Annotated in this window: 13 protein-coding genes; 7 read left to right on the top strand and 6 right to left on the bottom strand. The window is 62.1% G+C overall.

The features are described 5' to 3' along the window. Positions 1–38: 38 nt before the first annotated feature. The 6 genes from acnA to BTO02_RS20635 form a co-directional block, all read right to left on the bottom strand. The gene (acnA, locus tag BTO02_RS20660) at positions 39–2,756 is read right to left on the bottom strand and encodes an aconitate hydratase AcnA (RefSeq protein ID WP_075159138.1); all 2,718 of its coding nucleotides are present in this window, start codon (positions 2,754–2,756) and stop codon (positions 39–41) included. 46 nt (positions 2,757–2,802) lie between these two features. Continuing rightward, complete coding sequence (locus BTO02_RS20655) at positions 2,803–4,254, bottom strand: bifunctional 2-methylcitrate dehydratase/aconitate hydratase (protein WP_075159137.1); 1,452 nt, start codon at positions 4,252–4,254, stop codon at positions 2,803–2,805. 71 nt (positions 4,255–4,325) lie between these two features. Beyond that, positions 4,326–4,829, bottom strand: a complete 504-nt coding sequence (locus BTO02_RS20650) for a hypothetical protein (protein ID WP_075159136.1) — start codon at positions 4,827–4,829, stop codon at positions 4,326–4,328. A gap of 102 nt (positions 4,830–4,931) precedes the next feature. Continuing rightward, a complete protein-coding gene (gene prpC / locus BTO02_RS20645) occupies positions 4,932–6,134 on the bottom strand; it encodes a bifunctional 2-methylcitrate synthase/citrate synthase (protein WP_075159135.1) in 1,203 nt (400 codons plus the stop codon). Between the two features lie 32 nt (positions 6,135–6,166). Next, positions 6,167–7,189 carry an HpcH/HpaI aldolase/citrate lyase family protein gene (locus BTO02_RS20640; RefSeq protein WP_075159134.1) on the bottom strand — a complete coding sequence of 341 codons (1,023 nt, stop codon included), beginning with the start codon at positions 7,187–7,189 and terminating at the stop codon, positions 6,167–6,169. Positions 7,190–7,300: 111 nt separating this feature from the next. Next, on the bottom strand, positions 7,301–8,281 hold the full coding sequence (locus BTO02_RS20635; RefSeq protein ID WP_075159133.1) for a malate dehydrogenase: 981 nt from the start codon (positions 8,279–8,281) through the stop codon (positions 7,301–7,303). 529 nt (positions 8,282–8,810) lie between these two features. Here BTO02_RS20635 and BTO02_RS20630 point away from each other — a divergent pair. The 7 genes from BTO02_RS20630 (at position 8,811) to gltA (ending at position 14,901) form a co-directional block, all read left to right on the top strand. Beyond that, positions 8,811–9,611: a GntR family transcriptional regulator gene (locus BTO02_RS20630; protein ID WP_075159132.1), complete on the top strand. Its 801-nt coding sequence runs from the start codon at positions 8,811–8,813 to the stop codon at positions 9,609–9,611. Between the two features lie 189 nt (positions 9,612–9,800). After that, positions 9,801–10,217 (top strand): succinate dehydrogenase, cytochrome b556 subunit, encoded by a 417-nt coding sequence (sdhC, locus tag BTO02_RS20625; protein WP_075159131.1) that lies wholly within the window; start codon positions 9,801–9,803, stop codon positions 10,215–10,217. 4 nt (positions 10,218–10,221) lie between these two features. Then, positions 10,222–10,590, top strand: coding sequence for a succinate dehydrogenase, hydrophobic membrane anchor protein (gene sdhD / locus BTO02_RS20620; protein WP_075159130.1), 369 nt, complete (start codon positions 10,222–10,224; stop codon positions 10,588–10,590). Positions 10,591–10,594: 4 nt separating this feature from the next. Further along, positions 10,595–12,370: a succinate dehydrogenase flavoprotein subunit gene (gene sdhA / locus BTO02_RS20615; protein WP_075159129.1), complete on the top strand. Its 1,776-nt coding sequence runs from the start codon at positions 10,595–10,597 to the stop codon at positions 12,368–12,370. 44 nt (positions 12,371–12,414) lie between these two features. Further along, positions 12,415–13,116, top strand: coding sequence for a succinate dehydrogenase iron-sulfur subunit (locus BTO02_RS20610; RefSeq protein WP_075159128.1), 702 nt, complete (start codon positions 12,415–12,417; stop codon positions 13,114–13,116). 85 nt (positions 13,117–13,201) lie between these two features. Then, on the top strand, positions 13,202–13,474 hold the full coding sequence (locus BTO02_RS20605; protein ID WP_075159127.1) for an FAD assembly factor SdhE: 273 nt from the start codon (positions 13,202–13,204) through the stop codon (positions 13,472–13,474). A 125-nt stretch (positions 13,475–13,599) separates the two neighbouring features. Beyond that, a complete protein-coding gene (gene gltA / locus BTO02_RS20600; protein ID WP_075159126.1) occupies positions 13,600–14,901 on the top strand; it encodes a citrate synthase in 1,302 nt (433 codons plus the stop codon). Positions 14,902–15,013: the final 112 nt, after the last annotated feature.

Raw genomic sequence — 15,013 nt, 5'->3', positions numbered from 1 at the left:
CAGCACCTGCAAAACGCAGGCGGGTTGCTCGCAAGCGCTTAGGCGGCGAGCAACGAACGCAGCACGAACGGCAGAATCCCGCCGTGCTTGTAGTAGTCGACTTCGATCGGCGTATCGATACGCAGCAGCACCGGCACGCGCTTCGTTTCGCCATCCTTGCGATGGATCACGAGCGTGACTTCCTGCTGCGGCTTGAAGTCGTCGTTGAGGCCTTCGACGTCGTATGTCTCTTCGCCGGTGATGCCAAGCGACTGGATGCTGTCCGCTCCCTTGAACTGCAGCGGTAGCACGCCCATGCCGACCAGATTCGAACGGTGGATCCGCTCGAAGCTGCGCGCCACGACCACCTTCACGCCGAGCAGTTGGGTGCCCTTCGCGGCCCAGTCGCGCGACGAGCCCGTGCCGTACTCTTCGCCGGCGAACACGAACGTCGGCGTGCCTTCGTCGATGTACTTCATCGCGGCGTCGTAGATGAACATCTGTTCGCCGCTCGGCTGGTGAATCGTCAGACCGCCTTCGACGCGCGTGCCGTCCGCCTTCGCCGGGATCATCAGGTTCTTGATCCGCACGTTTGCGAAAGTGCCGCGCATCATCACGTCATGGTTGCCGCGGCGCGAGCCGTAGCTGTTGAAGTCGGCCTTCTGCACGCCGTTTTCCTTGAGCCACTTGCCGGCCGGCGAGTCTTCCTTGATCGAGCCTGCCGGGCTGATGTGGTCGGTCGTCACCGAGTCGCCGAACACGCCGAGCGCACGGCCGCCCTTGACCGCAGCGATGCTCGACGACGGCTCCATCGAGAAGTGGTCGCCGAAGAACGGCGGCTCCGCGATGTAGGTCGACTTCGGCCAGTCGTAGACCTGGCCTTCGGCGCCTTCGATCTTGCTCCACAGGTCGCCCTTCTTCGTGAGCTGCGAATAGTTCGAGCGGAACGCGTCGGCGTCGAGCGCGTACTTGAGCAGCGCATTGACTTCGTCGCTCGTCGGCCAGATGTCGCCGAGGTAGATGTCCTTGCCGCCCTTGCCCTTGCCGACCGGCTCGGTCATCAGGTCGCGCGTGATGTTGCCGGCGATCGCGTACGCGACGACGAGCGGCGGCGACGCGAGGAAGTTCGCGCGAATGTTCGGGTGGATACGCGCTTCGAAGTTACGGTTGCCCGACAGCACGGCTGCCGCGACGATATCGTTCTTCGTGATCGCTTCGTTCAGTTCCGGCGTGAGGTCGCCGGCGTTGCCGATACAGGTCGTGCAGCCGTACGCGGCGAGCGTGAAGCCGAGCTTGTCGAGATATTGCAGCAGGTTCGTCTTCGTCAGGTACTCGGTGACGATACGCGATCCCGGCGCGAGCGACGTCTTGATGTGCGGCGCGACCGTGAGGCCCGCTTCGACAGCCTTCTTCGCGAGCAGGCCGGCGGCGAGCAGCACGCTCGGGTTCGACGTGTTCGTGCACGACGTGATCGCGGCGATCAGGATGTCGCCGTTCTTCACTTTCACGCCATTGGTGGTCGTGTATTCGGCATCGAGGTCGGCCGCCTTCTTCGCGAAGCCGTTTTCGCCGACCGGCTTCGAGAACAGATCCTTGAAGGTCGACTGCACGTTGCCGATTTCGATGCGGTCTTGCGGACGCTTCGGGCCGGCGAGCGACGGCGCAACCGTACCGAGGTCGAGCTTCAGCACCGTGGTGAAGTCGATTTCGCCTTCGCCGGCGACGCCGAACAGTTCCTGCGCCTTGAAGTAGTTTTCGAAGGCCGAGATTTCCGCATCGGTGCGGCCTGTGCCCTTGAAGAAGTCGATGGTCTTTTCGTCGACGGGGAAGAAGCCCATCGTCGCGCCGTATTCCGGCGCCATATTGCCGATCGTCGCGCGGTCCGGCACGGACAGCGAACGCGTGCCTTCGCCGAAGAACTCGACGAACTTGCCGACCACCTTCGCTTTACGCAGCATTTCGGTGATGGTCAGCACGAGGTCGGTGGCCGTCACGCCTTCGCGCAACTTGCCCGACAGCTGTACGCCGACCACGTCCGGCGTCAGGAAGTACACGGGCTGGCCGAGCATGCCCGCTTCCGCCTCGATGCCGCCTACGCCCCAGCCGACCACGCCGATGCCGTTGATCATCGTCGTGTGGCTGTCGGTGCCGACCAGCGAATCCGGGTAGTAGACCGTATCGCCGTTGTCGCCCTTCTTGTGCACGCCGCGTGCGAGGTACTCGAGGTTCACCTGGTGCACGATGCCGACGCCCGGCGGCACGACCTTGAACGTGTCGAATGCCTGCATGCCCCACTTCATGAATTGGTAGCGCTCGTTATTGCGCTTGAATTCCAGCTTCATGTTGAGGTCGAGCGCGTCCTTCTCGCGGAAGTGGTCGATCTGCACCGAGTGATCGACGACGAGGTCGACCGGCACGAGCGGCTCGATCGACTTCGGGTTCTTGCCCGCGCGCTCGGCTACGCCGCGCATCGCGGCGATATCGGCGAGCAGCGGCACGCCGGTGAAGTCCTGCAGCACGACGCGCGACACGACGAACGGAATTTCGTCGACGCGCGCGGCGTTCGGCTTCCAGGTCGCCAGTTGCTCGATGTGTTCTTCGGTGATCTTCTTGCCGTCGTAGTTGCGCAGCACCGATTCCAGCACGATACGGATCGAGACCGGCAGTCGCTCGATCTTGACGTTCAGTGCCTTGCCGAGTTGCGGCAGCGAATAATACTTGCCTTTGCCGGAACCGCTGTCGAATTCCTTGAGTGTTTTGTGGAGGTTGTGGGCCATGGTTTTTTCCTGGGGTTCGAGGAAATGACGTTGCTACGTTTCTGAACTAGATGACGTACAGATCGACGTATTCATTGACCGGCATCGCTTCGAGCTTTGCCTGATCGAGCGACACATCGAGAATCGCCTGCTGCTGCTTTGCCGGGAAACGCCGCGCCAGATTCGTGCGGAATTTCTCGACGAGCAAGGGGATGCCGTCGGCGCGGCGGCGCTTGTGGCCGATCGGATACTCGACCGCCACTTCGTCGAGCGTCGAGCCGTCGTTGAACTCGATGGTCAAGGCGTTTGCGATAGAACGCTTGTCCGGGTCGTGATAATCCTTCGTGTATTGCGCATCTTCGACGCATTCGATCTTCGCGCGCAGCGCGTCGATGCGCGGGTCCCGCGCGATCGCGTCTTCGTAATCGGCTGCCGTCAGGCGCCCGAAGATCAGCGGCACGGCCACCATGTACTGGATGCAGTGATCGCGATCGGCCGGATTGTCGAGCGGCCCCTTCTTGTCGATGATGCGGATCGCCGCTTCGTGCGTGCGAATCGTGATCTTTTTGATGTCTTCGACGCGCCGGCCCGTTGCCGCGAGCCGCGCGTGCAGCGTCATGGCCGCTTCGACGGCGGTCTGCGAATGGAACTCGGCCGGAAACGAGATCTTGAACAGCACGTTTTCCATCACGTACGAGCCGTACGGGCGCTGGAAGCTGAATGCGTTGCCCTTGAACAGCACGTCGTAGAAGCCCCAGGTCTTCGCGGTGAGCACCGACGGATAGCCCATCTCGCCGGTTTTCGCGATCAGGGCGAGGCGCACGGCGCGCGAGGTCGCGTCGCCGGCGGCCCACGACTTGCGCGAGCCCGTGTTCGGCGCATGGCGGTAGGTGCGCAACGAGTGCCCGTCGACGAAGGCGAGCGACACCGCGTTGATGAGCTCGTCGCGCGTGAGGCCGACCAGCTGGCCGACCACGGCGGTCGACGCGAGCTTCACGAGCAGCACATGGTCGAGCCCGACCTTGTTGAACGAGTTCTCGAGCGCGATGCAGCCTTGAATTTCGTGCGCCTTGATCATGGCGATCAGGACGTCTTTCATGGCGAGCGGTTTTTTGCCGCTGGCGATGGCGTTGCGCGAGAGCCAGTCGGCGGTGGCGAGAATGCCGCCGAGGTTGTCGGACGGATGGCCCCATTCGGCGGCCAGCCAGGTGTCGTTGAAGTCGAGCCAGCGGATCATCGCGCCGATATTGAAGGCGGCCTGAACCGGGTCGAGCTGGAACTGGGTGCCCGGCACTTTTGCGCCGTTCGGGACGATCGTGCCGGGCACGATCGGTCCCATCAGCTTCGTGCAGGCGGGGTAGGAGAGGGCCTCGAGTCCGCAGCCGAGCGTGTCGATCAGGCAGTTGCGTGCCGTTTCGAGCGCGAGTGCGCTGTCGATCTTGTCATTCAGCACATAGTCGACGATATCGACGAGAACTTTGTCCGGTTCAGGGCGGACGTTGGAGATCGGTGCGGACATCGAGATTTTCCTGTTAAGACCTGACGTTGCTTCCTGGTATGGCGATTACTGCGGCAATTACTGCGCGTCAATTACTGCGTCTTGTCGAGCGCGTTCGATTGCGTCGCAGCCGGTGCGCCTTGCATCATCGCGGCCGTCTTGCATTCGTCGGCCAGACGCTCGCCTTCCTTGTCGGAGAACAGCATTGCCTTGGTCGGGATGACGACCATGTCGAGGCCGCTCGCCGCGTCGTGGAAGCGGTCGGCGCCCGTTGTCGTCGCTTCGCGCGGCAACTGGTAGTTCTTGTTGGCCCAGTGGACCGTGACGATCTGGTCGCGCTTCATGTCGCCCTTCATGTCGAAAGACAGGCCTTCCTTACAAGTCCACTTTTGCGAACCTTCCGGGATCGGATCGACTTTCGCTTCTTTCACCGGATTCGGCTTGCGCTTGAACAGGCGCCTCGGTTGCGGGGCTTTCGCCTTTGCGGCGGGCTTTTTCGTCGTTGTGCTCGACGTCTCGGCGGAAGCGCTTTCCGCGGTGACCAGCAGCGTCGAAGACAGTGCGCCGACAACGGCAGCGATCAGCAGCTTTTTCATGACAATTGAACCTTTCTATCTAATATCGATTAATCGTGCGCGGCCGGTTGGAAACCGGGCCGCCGGGGTGACTGGGCGCGCCCCGAATGCGCACAGCGGACGCTATTTTCTCCTATTTAGCGCCACGAACTTCAAATTCTCCGGCCCCGTGTAATTCGCGCTCGGCCGGATGATCTTGTTGTCGATGCGCTGCTCGATGATGTGCGCGCTCCAGCCGCTCGTGCGCGCGATCACGAACACGGGCGTGAACATCGCGGTCGGCACGCCCATCATGTGGTACGACACGGCGCTGAACCAGTCGAGATTCGGGAACATCTTCTTGGCGTCCCACATCACCGTCTCGAGCCGCTCGGCGATGTCGAACAGCTTCGTGTTGTTCGCCTCCTTCGACAGCTTCTTCGCGACTTCCCGGATCACCTTGTTGCGCGGGTCGCCGGTCGTGTAGACCGGGTGCCCGAAGCCGATCACGACTTCCCTGTTTTCCACGCGCCTGCGGATGTCGGCTTCGGCTTCGTCCGGGTTCCGGTAGCGCGTTTGCACCTCGAATGCCGCCTCGTTCGCGCCGCCGTGCTTCGGCCCGCGCAGCGCGCCGATCGCGCCGGTGATGGCCGAATAGATGTCCGCGCCCGTGCCCGCGATCACGCGCCCCGCGAACGTCGACGCATTGAACTCGTGCTCGGCATACAAGTTCAGCGACACGTGCATCGCGTCGACCCACGACTTCGACGGCGGCGTGCCGTGCAGCAGATGCAGGAAGTGGCCGCCGATCGAGTCGTCGTCGGTTTCGACCTCGATGCGCCGGCCGTTGTGCGAGTAGTGATACCAGTAGAGCAGCATCGAGCCCAGTGACGCCATCAGGCGATCGGCGATATCGCGTGCGCCGGCGACGCTGTGATCGTCCTTCTCGGGCAGCACGGTGCCCAGCGCCGAGACGCCGGTGCGCATGACGTCCATCGGATGCGCGGCGGCCGGAATCCATTCGAGCACGGCTTTCACGTTCGCGGGCAGGCCGCGCATCGCCTTGAGCTTCGTTCTGTACGCGGCCAGCTCGGCGAGGTTCGGCAGCTTGCCGTGCACGAGCAGATGCGCGATCTCCTCGAATTCGCAGGCGCCCGCGAGATCGAGAATGTCGTAGCCGCGGTAGTGCAGGTCGTTGCCGGTGCGGCCGACCGTGCACAGCGCGGTATTGCCGGCCGTCACGCCCGACAGCGCGACCGATTTCTTCGGTTTGAATGCGCCTTGGGCCGTGCCGCCCGATTGTGCAGCGGATTGCGAAGCAGGCGTTTGCGTCGTCGTGTCGCTCATCTCCAGCGCTCTCCTTGTGTGCATTGCCGTGGTTAGCCTTGCGTGCGCACCGGCCCGGCGCCGGCGGCGTCGCCGAACAGCGGTGCGGCTTGCTCGGGCACGGTGCGTCCCGTCGAACGCGCGCGGCGCAACACGGACCAGTAGTAGCGATAGCTCGCACGATCGTGCAACGTGTCCCGATAACGCGTGGGGCCCCACTGCGCGGCCTGCGCGGCAAGCAGAATCTCGCTGGCCGTCGCGATCTCGTCGTCGCGCGGCGCGAACGCGGACACGATTGGCTCAATCTGCGCCGGGTGGATGCTCCACATGCGCGTGTAGCCGAATTCGTCGCGTGCCCGCGCGGCATCGTCGGCCACGACACGCATATCGCGTACTTCGGTCGAGACGTTATGCGACGGCACCTTTCCATGCGCATGGCACGCCGCGGCGATTTCGAGCTTTGCGCGCCGTACGAGCGGATGATCGAACTGCCCCGGCGAGCGCATCGCGGTATCGGGAATCGCGCCGTCGTGCGCCGAGACGAAGTCCATCAGGCCGAAGCTCAGCGCTTCTACGCCCGGCAGTGCGGCGAGGTCGAACGTGCGCGCGAGCGCGCCATGCGTTTCGACGAGCAGTTGCACAGGCACGCGCTGCGCGATGCCGAGTTCGCGGCGCGTTGCGTCGATGAATGCGCACATTTCGGCGGCATCGGGCACGCTGCGGATTTTCGGCAGCGTGATATACGCGGGCGCACGCTTCGCGGCGCGCAAGATCAGACGCACGTCGTCGCGCCAATGCGGGTGATCGAAATCGTGGATACGCACGCCGACACGATGGTAGCGATCGTGCTCGCTGCCGAGCAGCGACGCGACGAGTTCCGCGTGTTCGGCTTCGCGCCCGACCTGCGCGCCGTCTTCGCAATCGAGCGTGACGTCGAATACCGGACCGAGCTCCTGTTGCAGCGCAAGCGACTTGAGCATCAGCTTCTCGCTGCCGGCGTAGTGGTCGCAGGCAGGCAGGACGGTGGGCGGCGCTTCGCCGTCAAACAGCACTTCGGCGGGGGTGGGGGCGCGCATTATCGACGTCAAAAGCGTGTTTGAAAATCGTGGATTCTGGCTGGATAGGTGTAAAAAACCGGAACCCGCCGCCGCACGGCAACGAGGTTCCGGTTATTTCGCATCGGATGCTTACAGCAGGTGCTTGACGCCGTCGCGCTCTTCGAGCAGCTCGTTGAGCGTGCCGTCCATTTTCTCGCGCGAGAACGCGTCGATTTCGAGGCCCGTGACGCGCTTGTACTCGCCGTTTTCGCAAGTAACGGGCACACCGTAAATGATGTCTTCGGGGATGCCATACGAGCCGTCCGACGGAATGCCCATCGTCACCCACTTGCCATTCGTGCCGAGCACCCAGTCGCGCACGTGATCGATCGCCGCATTGGCCGCCGATGCCGCAGAGGAAAGTCCCCGCGCTTCGATGATCGCCGCGCCGCGCTTGCCGACCGTCGGGATGAACACGTTGCGGTTCCATTCGTCGTCGTTGATCAGCTTCGTCAACGATTGGCCTTCGGCCGTTGCCACGCGGAAGTCGGGATACATCGTCGGCGAGTGGTTGCCCCACACGGCGAGCTTTTCGATCGACGCGACCGGCTTGCCCGACTTCGCCGCCAGTTGCGACAGCGCGCGATTGTGGTCCAGACGCAGCATCGCCGTGAAGTTCTTCTTCGGCAGATCCGGGGCCGATTTCATTGCGATATACGCGTTCGTGTTGGCCGGGTTGCCGACCACGAGCACCTTCACGTCGCGGCTCGCGACATCGTTGAGCGCCTTGCCTTGCACCGTGAAGATCTCGGCGTTGGCCGACAGCAGGTCCTTACGCTCCATGCCCTTCGAACGCGGGCGCGCGCCGACCAGCAGCGCGACGTCGGCGTCCTTGAACGCCACCTTCGGGTCGTCGGTGACGACGACACCCGCGAGCAGCGGGAACGCGCAGTCTTCGAGCTCCATCACGACGCCTTTGACGGCGGCTTGCGCTTGCGGCAGGTCAAGCAGCTGCAGAATCACCGGCTGGTCCTTGCCGAGCATGTCGCCATTGGCGATGCGAAATAGCAGGGAGTAACCGATTTGACCTGCGGCGCCAGTGACGGCAACACGCTTTGCGGGCTTAGCCATTGAGAAATCTCCAGGACGGTGCGTTAGTGCGTTAGTGCATTGATTAGTGCATCAGACGCTTTGAGAAAACGCCATTTTATATGCGCGTTAGCCGAAACGTCGCAAACTCGATGAACTCTTTGCGCAGGGGCATGCATGACGGCACGTGTGGCTCGCTGCGCCTGCGCAATCCTGCAATAGCGCATTTCGGCGAGCGTCGATGTGGCCGCATGAAGTGGGGTGCATGAGCCTGAAATCGCGCGCGACGGCGCCGGTTCAGACCTTCTGAAGCCATTCGTGAGGCGGACGGCAGGCGAATCGAAAGCTGGACTGAAGGGCACAGCATGCTCAGGAACGGTGTTTCCGGCTACGCGTTCCGCTTGCATTGCGCCGCGGCCGCATAACCTGAAATGACCCGCAAACCCTTGCTCGACAAGGAGTGTAGGAGCGGGCCGACACAAAGTCAACAGTATCTTATGTCTTATATAAGACATAAGTATCGCCCTTAAACTGGTGGACGGCGGCGGACCCTTTATGATGAAATGCGCGAATGAATTCGAACCAGGCGAGCTCCGCGAATCCGATCGGCCCGGCGGGCACAGGCGAAGGCCTGCCTGCTTCGGCCACGTCTTCGTCGCCTACGTTCAGTCCGCTTTATCAGCAGATCAAGGGGCTCATTACGCAGAGCCTCGAGTCCGGCGAATGGAAGCCCGGCGAAATCATCCCCAGCGAAGTCGAACTGGCCGCGCGCTACAAGGTGAGCCAGGGCACGGTGCGCAAGGCGATCGACGAGCTTGCCGCCGACAATCTCCTCGTGCGCCGCCAGGGCAAGGGCACGTTTGTTGCAACGCACAACGAAGACCGTGCACAGTTTCGCTTCCTCAGATTACTCGCCGATGACGGCGTCGAGCATCCGCACATCAGCAAACTGCTCGAATGCCGGCGTTTGCGTGCATCGGCGGAAATCGCGCGCCAGCTCGATCTGAAACCGTCGGACCCGGTCGTGCTGATCAAGCGTTTGTTGCAGTTCGATGGCGAAGACACCGTGCTCGACGAAATCTGGTTGCCGGGCGGCGTGTTTCGCGGGCTCACGCTCGAGCGTCTGTCCGAGTACAAGGGACCGCTCTATGCAATGTTCGAAACGGAGTTCGGCACGCGGATGATCCGCGCGACGGAGAAGATCCGCGCAGTGGCGGCGGACCCGACGGTCGCCGATCTGCTGCATGTGCCGCCCGGTTTTCCGCTGTTGTCGGTCGAGCGCGTGTCGTACACGTATGGCGATCGGCCAGTTGAGGTGCGGCGCGGTTGGTATGTCACAACCGGCTATTACTATCAGAACGACCTCAGTTGATGCAAGCAGTGAAATGGGTCTAGCTTGCGGACGTGTATTCGATACGTTCTCGCATCGGTTCTCGCATCGGCTGTAAAAGCGTCTTTGTTTCCGCCGATATAAAGCAGTCTTGAGCAGATGTTCGCTGCAGCGCGGAATGAAAAAGCGCTAAAATCGCGGATTAGTGTGACTACATAGTAGGGGTCTAGCATGTCTGAAGCGGTAAAAAAACCGAGGCCGGAATTCCGGAACATCGGTATCGGGCAGATTCTCACGGCGTACCGTCTCCCGCTAGCGGGGCGCGTGTCGATTCTGCATCGTGTGAGCGGTGCACTGCTCTTCATCTTCCTTCCGTTCCTGCTGTACCTCTTCGATCAGAGTCTCACTTCCGAACTCAGCTTCGAAGTCTTCAAGGCCTTTCTCTCCAACATCATCGTCAAGCTGATCACGCTCGTTCTTGCGTGGGCTTTCCTGTTTCACTTCTGCGCCGGTATCCGTCATCTGTTGATGGACACCAACCACAATGCGGTGTCGAAGGAAAAAGGCAAGAGCACGTCGATCGTCGTGCTGGTCGTGTCGTCGGTGCTGACCATCGCGTTCGCGCTGAAACTGTTCGGAGCCTTCTAAGAAAATGTCCTCCAATAACCGAATCGGTTCGAAGCGCCTTGTCGTCGGCGCGCACTACGGTCTGCGCGACTGGCTCGCGCAACGCATCACCGCCACGATCATGGCGATCTACACGGTGATCCTGCTCGTCTGGTTCTTCGCCGCTCACGCATTCTCGTACGACGGCTGGGCCTCGATCTTCGCTACTCAATGGATGAAGCTCGCGACGTTCGTCACGCTGCTGTCATTGTTCTATCACGCATGGGTCGGCATTCGCGACATCTGGATGGACTACATCAAGCCCGTCGGCACGCGGCTCGTCCTTCAGGCGCTGACGATCGTCTGGCTGCTCGCGTGTGCGGGCTACGCCGCGCAGATTCTCTGGAGAGTGTAAAAGAATGGCTGCAATCAAAAATTCTCTGCCGCGTCGCCGTTTCGACGTGGTGATCGTCGGCGCGGGCGGCTCGGGAATGCGCGCGTCGCTGCAACTGGCGCGCGCGGGTCTGTCGGTATGCGTGCTGTCGAAGGTGTTCCCCACGCGTTCGCACACGGTCGCCGCGCAAGGCGGCATCGGCGCGTCGCTCGGCAACATGAGCGAAGACAACTGGCACTATCACTTCTACGACACAATCAAGGGTTCCGACTGGCTCGGCGACCAGGACGCGATCGAGTTCATGTGCCGCGAAGCGCCGAACGCCGTATACGAACTCGAGCACTTCGGCATGCCGTTCGACCGTAATGCGGACGGCACGATCTATCAGCGCCCGTTCGGCGGCCACACCGCGAACTACGGTGAAAAGCCGGTGCAGCGCGCGTGCGCGGCGGCTGACCGTACCGGTCACGCGCTGCTGCATACGCTGTACCAGCAGAACGTCGCGGCGAAGACGCAGTTCTTCGTCGAGTGGATGGCGCTCGATCTGATCCGCGATGCGGACGGCGATGTGCTCGGCGTGACCGCGCTCGAGATGGAAACGGGCGATGTCTACATCCTCGAAGGCAAGACCACGCTGTTCGCCACGGGCGGCGCGGGGCGCATCTTCGCGGCGTCGACGAACGCGTTCATCAACACCGGCGACGGCCTCGGCATGGCTGCGCGCTCGGGCATCGCGCTGCAGGACATGGAGTTCTGGCAGTTCCACCCCACCGGCGTGGCCGGCGCGGGCGTGCTGATCACCGAAGGCGTGCGCGGCGAAGGCGGCATTTTGCGCAACGCGAACGGCGAGCGCTTCATGGAGCGCTACGCGCCGACGCTGAAAGACCTCGCGCCGCGCGACTTCGTTTCGCGTTCGATGGACCAGGAAATCAAGGAAGGCCGTGGCGTCGGTCCGAACAAGGACCACGTGCTGCTCGACCTGTCGCACATCGGCGCCGAGACGATCATGAAGCGTCTGCCGTCGATCCGCGAAATCGCACTGAAATTCGCGAACGTCGACTGCATCAAGGAGCCGATTCCGGTCGTGCCGACCATTCACTATCAGATGGGCGGTATTCCGACGAACATGCACGGCCAGGTGGTCGGCACGTCGCGCGATCATGAAGAGCCGGTCAACGGCTTCTACGCGGTCGGCGAATGCTCGTGCGTATCGGTGCACGGCGCGAACCGTCTTGGCACGAATTCGCTGCTCGACCTCGTGGTATTCGGCCGCGCGGCCGGCAACCACATCATCAAGCACGCGGGCGAGATGAAAGAGCACAAGCCGCTGCCTGCCGACGCGGCGGATCGTGCGCTCGAGCGCCTCGCGAAGCTCGACGGTTCGTCGTCGGGCGAGTACACGCAAGCGATCGCGAACGACATCCGCTCGACGATGCAAGCGCACGCGGGCGTGTTCCGCACGTCGAAGCTGCTCGCCGAGGGCGTCGCAAAGATCGACGAGCTGAAGGAGCGCGTCGCCCACGTGCACATGAAGGACAAGTCGAAGGTGTTCAACACCGCGCGCGTCGAAGCGCTCGAACTGGCGAACCTGATCGAAGCGGCGCGCGCGACGATGGTGTCGGCCGACGCACGCAAGGAAAGCCGCGGCGCGCACGCACAGAGCGACTTTGAACATCGCGACGACGAAAACTGGCTGCGCCATACGCTGTGGTTCAGCGAAGGCGATCGCCTCGACTACAAGCCGGTGCATATGAAGCCGCTGACAGTCGAATCGGTGCCGCCTAAGGCACGTACTTTCTAGGCACGTACCTTTCAAGGCATAGCCAAAGTCAAAGGACCCACAATATGGCCAAGCGTACTTTCGAAATCTACCGCTACGATCCGGACACGGATGCCGCGCCGCGCATGCAGAGCTACGAGCTCGAAATCGAGCACGAGCGCATGTTGCTCGACGCACTCGTCAAGCTTAAAGCCCTCGATGAAACGCTGTCGTTCCGCCGTTCGTGCCGCGAAGGCGTGTGCGGTTCGGACGCGATGAACATCAACGGCAAGAACGGCCTCGCGTGCCTGACGAACCTGAACGAACTGCCGCAGAAGATCGTGCTGCGCCCGCTGCCGGGCCTGCCGGTCGTGCGCGACCTGATCGTCGACATGACGCAGTTCTTCAACCAGTACCATTCGATCAAGCCTTACCTGATCAACGAAACGCCGCCGCCCGAGAAAGAGCGCCTGCAGTCGCCTGAAGAGCGTGACGAGCTCGACGGCCTCTACGAGTGCATTCTGTGCGCGAGCTGCTCGACGTCGTGCCCGAGCTTCTGGTGGAATCCCGATAAGTTCGTCGGTCCGGCGGGCCTGCTGCAAGCCTATCGCTTCATCGCGGACAGCCGCGACGAGGCAACCGGCGAACGTCTCGACAATCTGGAAGATCCGTACCGTCTGTTCCGCTGCCATACGATCATGAATTGCGTCGACGTGTGCCCGAAGGGGCTCAATCCGACGAAGGCGATCGGCAAGATCAAGGAATTGATGGTGCGTCGCACTGTCTGAGATGAATAACACCTACGCTCCCTATCGGCCGCTGCCCCGCGAGGGGGCCATCAGTGCGCCTGGGAGCGGCCCTGCGCGTACTGATATGGACGAATCATCGCATCAGTCCGACCCTCTTCGCCGCGCGCGCTTACGCTGGCGCGCACGGCGCGGCCTGCTGGAAAACGATCTGATCTTCGAACGTTTTTTCAGCCGATATGAGCGTGATCTCAGTGATGCGGACGTAGGCGCACTGACGCGCCTGCTCGAACTGAGCGATAACGACCTGATGGACTTGCTGCTCGCCCGCAAGGAACCAGAAGGCGACCTGGCCGACCCGGACGTCAGACGGGTCCTCGACATGTTGCGTACGGCTTAGCCCGGATCGAGCGCCGGCGTTCACGCTCCGGCGCTGGGATCCCCGGCTCAACCGTACCGCAAGCATGGCCGAGAAGGCGTGCAATTATCGAAACCCTGTTTCCACCTTTCGATTGAGGATGTGCTATGACCCCGTCAGATGTTAAAGCCACGCTATCGTTCAGCGACAACTCGCCGAGCGTTGAAATGCCGATCTACAAGGGCACGATGGGCCCGGATGTAATCGACATCCGCAAACTGTACGGTCAGACCGGCAAGTTCACGTACGACCCGGGCTTCATGTCGACGGCATCGTGCAACTCGGCGATCACCTACATCGATGGGGACAAGGGTGAGCTGCTGTATCGCGGTTTCCCGATCGACAACCTCGCGCAGAATGCGGACTTCCTCGAGACCTGTTTCCTGCTGCTGAAGGGCGAACTGCCGAATGCGAAGGAGAAGGAAGAGTTCGTGAAGACCGTCACGAATCACACGATGGTGCACGAGCAGATGCAGTTCTTCTTCCGCGGCTTCCGTCGCGACGCGCACCCGATGGCGATTCTCGTGGCGGCAGTCGGCGCGCTGTCCGCGTTCTATCACGACTCGCTCGACATCAACAATCCGCGTCACCGTGAAGTGTCGGCGATCCGCATGATCGCGAAGCTGCCGACGCTCGTCGCGATGGCGTACAAGTACAGCATCGGTCAGCCGTTCGTTTATCCGCAGAATAACCTGTCGTATAGCGCAAACTTCATGCGCATGATGTTCTCGAATCCGTGCGAAGAGTATCAGGTCAACGACGTGCTCGTGCGCGCGCTCGACCGCATTCTGATCCTGCACGCGGACCACGAGCAGAACGCGTCGACGTCGACGGTGCGTCTGGCCGGTTCTTCGGGTGCGAACCCGTTTGCCTGTATCGCGGCCGGTATTGCCTGCCTGTGGGGCCCGGCGCACGGCGGCGCAAACGAAGCGGCGCTGAACATGCTCGAAGAAATCGGCACGGTGGACAACATCCCCGAATTCATCAAGCAGGTGAAGGACAAGAACTCGGGCGTGAAGCTGATGGGCTTCGGTCACCGTGTGTACAAGAACTACGACCCGCGCGCGAAGCTGATGCGCGAGACGTGCCACGAAGTGCTCGAGGAACTGGGCCTGCACGACGATCCGTTGTTCAAGCTCGCGATGGCGCTCGAGAAGATCGCGCTCGAAGACGAATACTTCGTGTCGCGCAAGCTGTACCCGAACGTCGACTTCTATTCGGGCATCGTGCAGCGCGCGCTTGGCATTCCGACGTCGATGTTCACCTGCATCTTCGCGATGGCGCGTACGGTGGGCTGGATTGCGCAGTGGAACGAGATGATCGCGGATCCGGAGCAGAAGATCGGCCGTCCGCGTCAGTTGTTCGTCGGCGATACGCCGCGCGAAGCGAAGCCGATCGCAAAGCGCTAAATCAGCCGCGCGTAACTGCGCGTGACTCGCGGCTTCGGCCGCGCGTGCACCGGATGCACGACAGAAAGACGCCTCGACGGCTAATGCCGTTGAGGCGTTTTTCATTGGATCG

The organism is Paraburkholderia sp. SOS3 (assembly GCF_001922345.1).
Taxonomy (GTDB): Bacteria; Pseudomonadota; Gammaproteobacteria; order Burkholderiales; family Burkholderiaceae; genus Paraburkholderia.
Note: the sequence above shows the minus strand (reverse complement) of the source record. Positions and strands in the feature narration are given on the sequence as shown.